The 10258-nt window shown below is 59.2% G+C and carries 12 protein-coding genes and 1 pseudogene; 12 read left to right on the forward strand and 1 reads right to left on the reverse strand.

The annotated features are described in order from the left end of the window. Positions 1-858 precede the first annotated feature (858 nt). From NKI39_RS33640 to NKI39_RS33670, 7 genes are all read left to right on the forward strand, one after another. Positions 859-1005 carry a hypothetical protein gene (locus NKI39_RS33640; RefSeq protein WP_352837387.1) on the forward strand — a complete coding sequence of 49 codons (147 nt, stop codon included), beginning with the start codon at positions 859-861 and terminating at the stop codon, positions 1003-1005. A gap of 334 nt (positions 1006-1339) precedes the next feature. Next, positions 1340-1489 (forward strand): DUF982 domain-containing protein, encoded by a 150-nt coding sequence (locus NKI39_RS33645; RefSeq protein ID WP_502898652.1) that lies wholly within the window; start codon positions 1340-1342, stop codon positions 1487-1489. Positions 1490-1497: 8 nt separating this feature from the next. After that, complete coding sequence (locus tag NKI39_RS33650) at positions 1498-1743, forward strand: DUF982 domain-containing protein (protein ID WP_352473718.1); 246 nt, start codon at positions 1498-1500, stop codon at positions 1741-1743. Between the two features lie 8 nt (positions 1744-1751). Beyond that, positions 1752-1991, forward strand: coding sequence for a DUF982 domain-containing protein (locus tag NKI39_RS33655; protein ID WP_352516193.1), 240 nt, complete (start codon positions 1752-1754; stop codon positions 1989-1991). A 509-nt stretch (positions 1992-2500) separates the two neighbouring features. Beyond that, positions 2501-4399, forward strand: a complete 1899-nt coding sequence (gene ligD / locus NKI39_RS33660) for a DNA ligase D (protein ID WP_352837392.1) — start codon at positions 2501-2503, stop codon at positions 4397-4399. A gap of 170 nt (positions 4400-4569) precedes the next feature. Further along, entirely contained in the window at positions 4570-4698 is a 129-nt protein-coding gene (locus NKI39_RS33665) for a hypothetical protein (RefSeq protein WP_352837395.1), read from the forward strand. Then, complete coding sequence (locus NKI39_RS33670; protein WP_352837398.1) at positions 4646-6169, forward strand: PHP domain-containing protein; 1524 nt, start codon at positions 4646-4648, stop codon at positions 6167-6169. The genes NKI39_RS33665 and NKI39_RS33670 overlap by 53 nt, the downstream gene beginning before the upstream one ends. A gap of 18 nt (positions 6170-6187) precedes the next feature. On the opposite strand, the gene NKI39_RS33675 is transcribed toward NKI39_RS33670, so the two are convergent. After that, positions 6188-6829 (reverse strand): hypothetical protein, encoded by a 642-nt coding sequence (locus NKI39_RS33675; RefSeq protein WP_352837400.1) that lies wholly within the window; start codon positions 6827-6829, stop codon positions 6188-6190. A 482-nt stretch (positions 6830-7311) separates the two neighbouring features. On the opposite strand from NKI39_RS33675, the pseudogene NKI39_RS33680 reads away from it, so the two are divergent. From NKI39_RS33680 to NKI39_RS33695, 5 genes and pseudogenes are all read left to right on the forward strand, one after another. Continuing rightward, positions 7312-7455, forward strand: a pseudogene (locus tag NKI39_RS33680) (alpha/beta fold hydrolase); the annotation flags it as partial. A gap of 83 nt (positions 7456-7538) precedes the next feature. Continuing rightward, positions 7539-8042, forward strand: a complete 504-nt coding sequence (locus NKI39_RS33685; protein ID WP_352837407.1) for a hypothetical protein — start codon at positions 7539-7541, stop codon at positions 8040-8042. Between the two features lie 125 nt (positions 8043-8167). After that, positions 8168-8620 (forward strand): YidB family protein, encoded by a 453-nt coding sequence (locus tag NKI39_RS33690; protein WP_502898650.1) that lies wholly within the window; start codon positions 8168-8170, stop codon positions 8618-8620. Positions 8621-8877: 257 nt separating this feature from the next. Beyond that, positions 8878-9105 carry a TPR end-of-group domain-containing protein gene (locus NKI39_RS34435; protein WP_502898651.1) on the forward strand — a complete coding sequence of 76 codons (228 nt, stop codon included), beginning with the start codon at positions 8878-8880 and terminating at the stop codon, positions 9103-9105. Positions 9106-9469: 364 nt separating this feature from the next. After that, positions 9470-9703, forward strand: a complete 234-nt coding sequence (locus tag NKI39_RS33695; protein WP_352837402.1) for a hypothetical protein — start codon at positions 9470-9472, stop codon at positions 9701-9703. Positions 9704-10258: the final 555 nt, after the last annotated feature.

Raw genomic sequence — 10258 nt, forward strand, 5'->3', positions numbered from 1 at the left:
GACGCTCCCTCTCTTACGGTGGCTGTCAAACACCACCATTCTGGCACATCGATGCCGTCGAGGGGGCGTCCACCCCATCACTATCATGAAGGTTCTCGGCGGCGGCAGCTCAGCGGATGTAGCGCGCGTGGCATTTCTCAGCGCCGCCAAGGAAGCGAAAATCCTGAATGCCTGACATCGTCAATGGGTGCCCCACCACTGTCCATCATGCATCACTCTTGCAGCAAACATCCTGCGTCGATCATGCGGAGACGCCGAATGCTTGCGCGAGAAGGCTGGAGCCGCGGATCTGCACTCTACGTGGACATATCACCGCTCCGGGCAAAGCGGCCTACGGATCAAAAGTTACGTGGAAACCTGCCCCACCAACTTTGTCTGGCAAACGCATGTCGGCCCTCCCGATTTCGTTGCGAGGGGCGAAGCTGGATCGCGCGCACTCGGTCTTCATCGCGTGTTTTCGAAAGAGTTCGTGAGAGAAGGCAACGGGTCAAGTAGTTCAGTGTTCGATCTGGAGGAATTGAAGCTGCTCGGCCTCGATCCGACAGGCAATCGATTACGGCCCAGGGGTGACTACCGATAAACTTCATTCCCGTTAATCTCCGGCCCCTGTTTCGAGGCAAGAGAATCGCATGCGCGGCCTCGTCGAGGAATTCCGCACGTATGGGCATGTATGGGGCCCTGTCGGGCCGCGACATCTACTTAGGACAGTCGCCGCGACCATAATTTTTGATAACAGGTCAGGGTCGCGGGATGCCGAGCCGCTTGAAATACCGAGTTGTGGGGTGCTCGCGATCGTCCCGCCTCAACCGCGCAAGTGCGTCATCATCGCCGGCGAGCGCGCCGACAAAGAGTGACTGTATGGCACTCCATTGGTTCAACCCTCCGGTCCCGGTCAAGACCGAGCGTCCCGGGATCATCCGCAACGTCAACAACGCCGAGGCAGCCGGGGAGGAGCTGATGAAGTGGCTGCTGCAAAAGAGGAGGGGACATTACTCCCCCCAATGACAACCAGCTAACTTGAATTGCGGTAAAGGTTCTCTGACCAACACCGCCTTCGCGAAAGGAGCCCGCCGCCAAGCATGGAGATGAGAGGCGACGGACCCCCGCCACAGCGGCTGCACATCCAAGAAGAACCGACCGCTGCAACCCTCTAAACCCGCGAGGGCCTACATCGTTCCCTTAGCTGCGTCTAAGGCGGGGTTGGTCGGCGGGCTCTTGCCGCTCTAAGTTCCCCCTTATGGTCTTCTCTGGTTCTCTCCACCGGTCTACGTGAAGACGTGAAGACGAAACGTCCCGGCATTCGCAATGGGGTCAGCCACTCAAGGGAGCCGCCGAGCAACTGATGGAATGGGAAACAAAGGGCCCGAGGTGGACGCAAGCGGTCCACTCCTGCGTCAACGCGTTCGAGGGCAGGGTGTCCCCCCATGAGGTCCCTGAAGCTTTTGAGGCGGCTGCCAGGGAGGCCAACGTATATCTCTCCCCTGAGTAGGAGGTATCATGGCGCCCATCTGGTTCGTCCCTCCGGTGTTCGTGAAGACTGAAACCGGTGTCAGGCATGGCTGCAACAATGCGAAGGAAGCCCTTGAGCAGCTCAAGATGTGGACCCGGCGAGGGCCTCGCTGGCATAAGGCGGTGACCCTCTGCCTGTCAGCCTTGGAGGGCGATTCGATTGACCCCCACATAATACGAAAGGCCTTTGAGGCTGCCGCTAAGGAGGCCAACGTGTATCTCTCCCCTGAGTAGGAGTTGTCGTGGCAACCCATTGGTTCTCCCGTCCGGTGTACGTCAAGACCGACCGACCTGGGGTCACCTACGGGTGCAACAACGTCGAGGGTGCCGCCGAGGAACTCATGAAGTGGACCAAGATGGGACCTAAGTGGAGGAAGGCTGTGCAACTCTGCGCCGACGCCTTTCAGGACCGTGTGACTCCGGAAGAGGTCCGTCAGGCTTTCGAGGCTGCTGCCAAGGAGGAGGGGGTGCTCCGTGAGTAGCAGGCCGGTGCCCATGGGAAGGACCCGCTAGGCTCTCTGAATGCTGACCAAGTCCGCGCTGCTCGAAATAGACCCGGATACGAAAGCATTCACTCTGGTCGGTGGGCCATTTTGCACTTCTCGAAACCGGCATCGGAGCTGCTCTGGGCGAGGTACTCGGCGTCAATGGGGCACGTCGAGTAGTCATCAATCGAAACCTGGTTTCGACGAGAAGACCAAAACTGAACGCATACTATAGGGGACCGGACCCGGAATGTCAGGCTGCTAAAGCCGATGGCAGAAACCGGATACGCTGTGGCGGCATTTGAGGGCACGTTCCAGCTCTTGATTATTGCCTGTGAGTAAAAATCGGGAATGGAAGGGCCGGAGGCAGGAAGCACGGCCTCGGACCGAGGCGCTAATCAAGCGGGTCGGCAATGATCGCGAAAAGGTCAATACGGCCTGGAGCGAAACTAAAGCAGTAGTCGTGCGTTTGACGCGGACAACGCTATTTCGTCTCTGAGTTTGAAGTGGTCAAGCCAACGTCGCGCAAGGCAATCTATGGGTCGAGCGCTAGTCAAGCGAAATCGCCCGCTCGTGACGACGTCACTTTAGCGCCGCCCGCTTTCCGGCCGGTCCAGCTTGCAACGCTAGTGGACACGGTCCCTGCCGGCGATCGTTGGATTCATGAGATGAAATACGACGGCTATCGTATTCTCGTTGCCGTCGGCGCTGGCGAGGCACGAGCCTACACACGATCTGGTCTGGACTGGTCTAGCCGTTTTCCCTCGATCCTCTCCGAGGCTTGCAAGCTCAAGGTGCGCTCCGCCCTGATTGACGGCGAGGCTGTGGTTGTCGATGCGGAAGGAAGATCTGACTTCCAGGCGCTTCAGAATGCATTGAAGGGCGCCCCGGCGACTATCGACTTTTATGCGTTCGATCTGCTGCAGCTCGACGGCGAAGATCTGACAAGGCTTCCTCTTGTTGAGCGCAAGGCGAAGCTGGAGGCGATCTTGCCTGCGAAAAATCCGGTCCTTCGTTACTCCGACCATATTCTCGGCCGCGGAGAAGAGCTGCTCGATCGCTTCTGCGCAGCCGGACTTGAGGGCGTCGTCTCAAAGCTCGCGGATTCGAGTTATGTGGCGGCCCGCGGCGCAAGCTGGCTGAAGATCAAATGCATCAGGCGGCAGGAATTTGTGATTGTCGGCTGGACGCCGTCCGACAAGATCCGCGCGTTTCGGTCCTTGATCCTTGGCGTTCATGACGGCGGCAAGCTGCGTTACGCCGGGAAAGTCGGCACCGGCTTCGATACCGCTGAACTTCTTCGTCTCTTGAAGATCATGGCGCCGTTTGAGCAGAAGGCCGCCACCGTCGACGCACCACGCGCCGAAGTGCGCGGCGCACACTGGCTCCGTCCGAAACTGGTCGCTGAGATTGCCTTCACCGAAATGACAAACGAAGGGACGTTGCGACATCCGAGTTATCTTGGTCTCCGCGAAGACAAGAAGCCCGAGGCGGTCGTGCTCGAGACGGAACGTCGTGCAGCCGATCTCGCCGCGTCTGCGACAACCGCCATCGCGATAAGTAACCGTGATCGCGTCATCTATCCGGAGTCCAACATCACCAAGGGACAGCTTGCCGACCATTACGCAGCGGTCGCGGCGATCATGCTTCCTTGGGTTGGCAGCCGGCCGATCAGTCTGGTTCGATGCCCACAGGGCCGCGCGAAGAAGTGCTTCTTCCAAAAACACGACGCCGGCAGCTTTGGCGACAAAGTCCACCACGTCGGCATCACGGAGAAGGACGGGCACGAGGAACCATATCTCTATGTCGACGATGCCGATGGACTCATGACTTGCGTCCAGATGGGAACGATCGAGCTGCATGGATGGGGGGCTCGGATCGAGGATGTCGAAAAGGCCGACCGCCTCGTGTTCGACCTCGACCCCGATGAAGGCCTCGATTTTGAGGCCGTCCGCGCCGCTGCCTTTCAGTTCCGTGCTATCCTTAAGTCGCTGGGACTTACGACTTTCCCGATGCTGACGGGAGGCAAAGGAGTGCACGTCATCGCGCCGCTCACCCCTCGCGCCGAGTGGCCACAGGTGAAGGACTTCGCGTCTCGCCTGGCGCAGGCGGTCGCCCGGAGCGATCCGGCCCATTTCACGGCAGTGTTGTCAAAGGCGCGCCGCAAGGGTCGCATCTTTGTGGACTATCTACGCAATCAGCGCGGGGCGACCGCGATCATGCCTTACAGCGCGAGATCACGTCCCGGCGCTCCTGTCGCGGCACCGATCACGTGGGCGGAGATGAAGACAATAGATGGGCCCTCTCATTTCCACGTGGGCGATGCTCCTGAATTGAAGAAACGCGCAGCCTCCAAAGCTCTGGCTGGATGGGGTCGCGCTGACCAATCCTTGCCCAATCTGTAGCGGCCGACACGGGAAGAGGCAGTAAAAGCCGGGATTCAAAGGGCCACGCGGCGTTCATGGCCTTGCCTGATCGGAACCTGCGGAGATCGGCCTCGTTTGGCTGAAGCCATGGCAAAGATCAATCCGAGGACCGTCGCCAGCTTTTGAGGGAATACGCACAACGGGCGTCTATGCGCGGCGACAATCCCTATCGCATAAAGGCATACTTGCGCGCGGCAGACAGTCTGACGGCGCTGTCGCAGCCGCTTGACCGGATTCATCGCCGCCGGCGCGCTCACCAAGATCCCGGGGATCGGTGACGCGATCGCAGACATCGTGACCAAGCTTTACCAAACCGGCCCGCACCCGAGCCTTGAAAAGCTGCGCGAGGATGTTCCAGCGGGCGTGATGGAGCTGTTTGCCATACCCGGGCTTCGTCCTGATAAGATACTGAAGCTTCATCAGACGCTCGGCGTGAACTCGCTGGCGGACCTCGAGGCCGCAGCAAGAGAAGACCGCATACGCTCAGTCAAAGGCCTCGGCGCCGCGCTTCAGGCAAAGCTCCTGCAGAACCTGGCCATCGTGCGAGGCGGCGAAACGCAACTTCACCTGCACAAGGCCGCCGCTCTTCTGGAACATGCGGTCATATCGGTGAAGCAAGAGCATCCAGGGTTTTCTCGCGTCGAAATTGCAGGCGACTTCCGGCGCGGTTGCGAGCTCGTTTCCGACTTCGTTCTGGTAGCGCAGGGCATAACGTCGACTGGTATCGAGGATACGACCCTCAGGCTTGTTGTCACGGACAGGAAGCACTTTGGCGCGAGCCTGCTCGAAGCAACCGGTTCGGCAGAACACCTTGAGCAACTGAAGAGGTTCGCGGCCGACAAGGGATTCACCCTAAACGCCGACGGGCTTCATCGCGGGAGAAAGCTGATCGCGTCAGCGACAGAAGAAGAAATCTACCAAGCTCTAGACTTGCAGTTTATCGAGCCTGAATTGCGCGAAGGCAGGGATGAGATTGAGCGAGCGGCAAAGCAGAAGCTACCCGCCCTCATTCGGGATGAAGATCTGCATGGCATCCTGCATTCTCACACGACCGCATCCGATGGCACCGAAACGCTTGAGGCAATGGCTGAAGCCACGCGCAAGCGCGGTTTCGAATACTATGGTGTCGCCGATCATTCGCAGTCCGCTCATTACGCAGGCGGCCTTTCGTTGCAGGAGATTGCTGAACAGCACCGCGAAGCTGACCGGCTGAACAAGGCATACAATGGAAAATTTCGCATACTGAAGGGCATCGAGGCGGACATCCTGGCAGATGGCTCGCTCGATTACCCGAATGATATCTTGGAGCAGTTCGATTTCGTCGTCGCGAGCGTGCACAGCCGCTTCAAGTTGCCCAAGAAGGAACAGACGGAGCGTATCATTGAGGCGATCGGAAATCCTCGGACGACAATCATCGGGCACATGACCGGTCGCCAGCTGTTGCGCCGGCCCGGTTATGATCTCGACGTCGACAAAGTCCTCAAAGCGTGTGCGAAACACGGCGTCGCTGTCGAAATCAACGCACATCCGTGGCGACTCGACCTGGACTGGCGCTGGCATCAAAAGGCACTCGATCAGGGCTGCATATTCAGCATCAATCCGGACGCTCATTCGATCCGCGAGCTCGATCACATGCATTGGGGTGTCGAGATGGCGCGCAAGGGCGGTGTCCCTGCGAAGCGGGTCCTGAACGCGATGCGTTTGACGGCCCTCCTTGCGCATCTCGCACGGCGCAGGCAAACGTGTTAACCTGCCTGTGCGCCCGGCCTATCCGCGCAGGAGTCCGTCATTCTCAAAATCTCCCCAGCCGCGCAAACTGGAGTGCGAGTTCTCATCGGGGCCATGGCCAGCTGAAGCTGCAGTTCCGCGGCCGCTTCTTTGAGCACGTTTCATAGCGGCCTTGCCCGCGGCTCGCCGCCTATTGTCTGCAGCTGTCGCTGCGTCCTGTTCGCGCCAGACCGTAACCAGGTCGCGGTCAAGAACATCCTCCACGTGCTGCGGGTCGTACACGTGAAAGGTGATGTTCCTTGCCCGCCCGCGGAGTTTCACCGTTTTCGTCCCGGCGCTCTGCAAGCGACCATCTTTCAACCAGCGGTGCCGTTCGGCCGTCGAGATCGTCAGAATGTCCTCGATTTCACGAGGGATTACGGGCAAGTCTTCGATATTCTGCAGTGCTTTTGATACGATCCCGAATACCACCTGCACATCGTTCTCGGCGCCCTCAGACAGGCGCAGGGTAAGCACGCGGGACTCGATATTGAGCAATTTCCTGAACTCCGTTGGAAGGCGGGCGCGTATTTCGAGAAAAATACCCCTCGCTCTGACGGACGATCCGAACGTTGCAGCTGGGGTTAAAGGCCATTCTCCAATCAGCTTCGCTGTTGCATTGATTTTACGGCGCGTGGACATGCCCCTTTATATAGGTCCCCGATTGTCGGCAGCGATGAGCCGATCGCAAAGCCATATGAGTTCTAATCCGCCAGCGGTCTGAACCACGATCCTAAAGGCGCAACCACGATTGTTAGCGGGGCCGTTTGCAACTTCGGCTAAAAGGAAACGGCAGAGTTGATCTCGAAGTGCGATATCAGGCGCGTTGCCGCCTGGCGGCTTTTTGGGGGCCGTTTGCTGTCCGTCCGGTTATTGCCGAGGGACCAGTAAGCCGCCGTTCGGCTCACGACCTCTTCGCGGAATACGAGGCAAGTTCATATCCCGCGGAAGCCGACATTGAACTGCGTCTCCGTTTACATGTTTGGCAAATGTTGCGAATGGAGGGAGTTGCACGTTTGAAGGTTTCTCGCTGGAGCAGATCAAACTTCCGGAAGCGACGCTCAGAGTCCGGGTTGGTGGAAGGGGCCCACCGCTTCTGATGCTGCACGGTCATCCTCGCACCCATGCTACTTGGCATCGTGGCGCCGATTTTGGCTGAGGAATACACCGTAATTTGCCCTGATCTTCGCGGTTTCGGCCAGTCTTCCAAGCCCGTTGACATGCCTGACCATTCGGGCTCATCCAAAAGGTCCAAGGCCTGCGATTGCTTAGCCCTTATGGACTATCTGGGCTTCGATCGCTTCGGACTTGTGGGTCACGATCGTGGGCATACACCGCATTTCGGACAGCGATGGATCATCCGGCATCCGTTAGCCGCCTCGCAATCCTTGAAGCCATTCCGATCGGCTATGCGCTGGCGCGATGTGACGCGCGGTTCGCATCGGCATGGTGGCATTGGTTCTTCTTCGCTCAGCCTGGAAAGCCGGAGCAGGCTATCCCTGCCAATCCAGACGCATGGTACGGCGGTGATCCCGCGGAGATGGGCGCGGAGGCTTACGCTGATTTTCTCGCCTCGATCCACGATCCGGCGACGGTCCACGGCATGATCGAGGACGACAGGGCCGGGTTAGGCATAGACCGACAACATGACGAGGACGACCGAGCCGCCGACTCTGTCTCTCGACCCGGTAGAGTTACCCCGTCGGGTCGCGCTCTCCATCGTCGCCGACAAACTCTGACAAGCGGAACAAACCCGGAAGGCGCCGGGTTAGGGCGTTCGATCGGCGTAGGGCGACTGCGGGCCAAGCGCCCCGAAATTCTGCGTCAGGAGAAGACGTCAGATGAAAACGAGTAACCCGAAGGACGCGTCCTCTCCGCCGGCGAGCCGACCGGCAAGAAGTTGTTGGAGCCCACACGGGTCGTCATCCGCCAAGACTTGGCTTCGATTCGCTCATCGGCCAAAACCGTGGAGGAGATCAAATGGCAAATCTGGGAAGATTGGCGATCGCGATGCTTGGCGTTCTAGCATACCAAAATCGCGACAAGCTCTGTGAATTGATTCCGGGAGCGGGGTATCTTAACCCAAACGACCCGCAACGCAGAATTCTGGCTCAGATAACGAATGGCGTGTCGAGGGCTGACCTTGGTGAGATCCTCGACCGGTTCAGGGAGGTGGGGGCAGGATCGAAGGTCGACTCGTGGGTTGGCAGCGGGCCAAACCAACCGATCGAGCCAAGGGACGTCGAAGCGGCGATGGACGAAGGTACACTCACGTCCATTTCGATGCAGACGGGTCTTTCGCACGAGGAGCTAATCCGAAGGATTGCGCGCGATCTACCCGAGACAGTTAACGAGATGACGCCGAATGGTGAATGGCCGTCTGAGCCGACACAAGGCTTGGATAAGTCGACCCTGCTCGACAATGTATCCTAGGGGACACAGCCAGGAATGCAGCCGGCCAAGGCGAGATCCAGGGTGGCAACTCTACACCGGGGGACGCTCCTGCGCGATCGCCTTCATCCGCTAGCAAACCAAGGATCTGTTTCGAGCGCGCCGAACGCGCAACTGGCCGCCATCCTGAAAATGCGGCACCGCTGCATCGCGGCGCCCTCGCGCTCGCGTATTTCGGTGAGCGGAAGAAGGCGCGTTCCTGGCTGGCCAGAGCGCTGGCGATCGATCCGGACGACTTCGTGACGCAGTACAACGCCGCTTGCATGTATTCCGTGCTCGGGGAAGTGGAGGAAGCGGTTCGGTACCTGGAAAGAGCCGTCGGAGGAAGCGCGAGTCAGAACCTATTGGAACGAATCCGTCACGAAGTCGATTTCGACGCCATTCTCGATCACCGCGGTTCGTGCAGCTTCTTAGTTCACTTGGCTTGTGACGCACAGCTGTACTTGCACAAGCTTCGGCCTGCCTAGCAGCCGCGTTCGCGGCGCGTCCGCTTTGGGGTGGCGGATTCAACTGCTCGCAGCAACACACGAGTCTGTCTGAAAGATGGAATGTGAGCCATGAAGCAGCGACGTCGCATCTACTACTCGGCCGCTCAGCGGGCTGAGATTTGGGTTGGATGGGAGGCGGGCGAGTCGATGATCTCGATCGGACGACGATTCGATCGGGGGTCTTCATCTGTCCGCTCTTGCCGCCGCGCCTGGGCCTTGCACTGGCGGGCTGCCGGCCTTTGCCTGTCGCCGGTGGTGTTTTCCGTCACATTTTGCTGCCGCTGCTTGTGCTGCTCACCTGGCCGCTCGCCATGGGCAAGTATTTCGCCCCGGCATCGTCTCTGTGGGGTTTGCTTCGTCGGCAAAGGACATCGCCAGCTGGCCCTCACAGCTGCGGTCGATCGCGGCCGAATCGGCATTGATGCTGGCCGACGCGCTGGCCGGCGGCCGCTTCACCCGCCACAATGATCTGTTGCTGCCTGCCGGCATTATTGCCGGGGCCGGCCCGCAGGCCGGCCACATGGTCCATCACACCGCACCGCTAAGCTGGTCTGGCCATGGTGGACAGGGTCGCTGACGCGGCCAGCATGAAGTAGGCCGGCACTGGCGCATGATCTCGAAAGAAGTGGAATCCGGTTTTCGGAAAAGGTCATGCTCAAAAGCAATAGGTAGAACCCCGTCCCGACTCTATCGGGTGGCGAATCGGATGATTTACTTCACGGCGACACGCACTTCAGCGCACCGCATCCTGTGGATCCATGCGCGCCGGTTCGGCTAAGATCGAGGTCGAGGTCCGGTATCTTGGGGATTTGGCCAGGGGAACGGCCGCACTTCCGTGTTCGGCTTCTGCCTCTCTTTGTGGCTGCCAGCATCTAGTCGTCTGCAAATCGAGGCCACGGACTGACAAGCACCCCGCACCACGAGGAGCTGGCGGTCGGAGACCAAATGTAGACATGTCGCGCCATCCTTTTGGGTGGGGCTTGCGATGCATACTGACGGTCGAGGGCTTAATGTAACCAAATCAACGGCTCGGCGTTTCGGTCAGCGCGTTGTAATGAGCGAAGCCATAACCTCTGTCACGAGCATAGACTGGCGATTTCATGAATCGCAATTTTCTGGTGATTGAACCTGA

The organism is Mesorhizobium sp. M0664 (assembly GCF_040320565.1).
In the GTDB taxonomy this organism is placed as follows: Bacteria; Pseudomonadota; Alphaproteobacteria; order Rhizobiales; family Rhizobiaceae; genus Mesorhizobium.

Excerpts from the sequence above, each read along its gene's own strand:
- NKI39_RS33640 (WP_352837387.1), top strand. The coding sequence starts at position 859 with ATGGCACTCCATTGGTTCAACCCTCCGGTCCCGGTCAAGACCGAGCGT.
- NKI39_RS33650 (WP_352473718.1), top strand. The coding sequence starts at position 1,498 with ATGGCGCCCATCTGGTTCGTCCCTCCGGTGTTCGTGAAGACTGAAACC.
- NKI39_RS33665 (WP_352837395.1), top strand. The coding sequence starts at position 4,570 with ATGCGCGGCGACAATCCCTATCGCATAAAGGCATACTTGCGCGCGGCA.
- NKI39_RS33675 (WP_352837400.1), bottom strand. The coding sequence starts at position 6,829 with ATGTCCACGCGCCGTAAAATCAATGCAACAGCGAAGCTGATTGGAGAA.
- NKI39_RS33685 (WP_352837407.1), top strand. The coding sequence starts at position 7,539 with ATGGATCATCCGGCATCCGTTAGCCGCCTCGCAATCCTTGAAGCCATT.
- NKI39_RS33690 (WP_502898650.1), top strand. The coding sequence starts at position 8,168 with ATGGCAAATCTGGGAAGATTGGCGATCGCGATGCTTGGCGTTCTAGCA.